Consider the following 503-nt stretch of genomic DNA (forward strand, 5'->3'; position numbering starts at 1 on the left):
GCGGCGTAGACATAGGAGAGATCGGCGTGGCCGTCGCCGCGACGCGAAGGCGTGCCGACCGCGATGAACACCGCGTCGGCATCCGCCACCGGCCTGGAGAGATCGGTGGTGAAGTCGAGCCGCTTGGCCTTGACGTTGGCGGCGACCAGTTCGTCGAGGCCCGGCTCGTAAATCGGAATCTCGCCGCGATGCAGGCTAGCGATCTTCTTCTCGTCCTTGTCGACGCAGGTGACGTCGTGGCCGAAATCCGCAAAGCAGGCTCCGGACACCAGTCCCACATAGCCCGTGCCGATCATCGCGATTCGCATGAAAAACTCTCTCCGTTGAAGACGGATGTTCGATCGAACACCCTATACCTTTTTTCGATCAGCCCGCTCGCCCAAGAAAATGGCAGAACCCTTCAAGAGCGCTGATAGTCGTCTTCAATCCGGATGATGTCGTCTTCCCCGAGATAGGAGCCGGTCTGGACCTCGATCAGTTCCAGCATGATTTTACCGGGGTTC

The 503-nt window shown here is 59.4% G+C and carries 2 protein-coding genes; both read right to left on the bottom strand.

What is annotated here, in order from left to right:
* On the bottom strand, window positions 1-308 hold a 308-nt coding region (locus tag XH88_RS06250), incomplete at its 3' end, for a 2-dehydropantoate 2-reductase N-terminal domain-containing protein (protein ID WP_271614548.1).
* Window positions 309-400: 92 nt separating this feature from the next.
* Window positions 401-503, bottom strand: a 103-nt coding sequence (locus XH88_RS06255) for a hypothetical protein (protein WP_271614549.1), incomplete at its 5' end; no start/stop codon positions are given.

The sequence above is a fragment of the Bradyrhizobium sp. CCBAU 51627 genome (assembly GCF_028128765.1).
GTDB lineage: Bacteria > Pseudomonadota > Alphaproteobacteria > Rhizobiales > Xanthobacteraceae > Bradyrhizobium.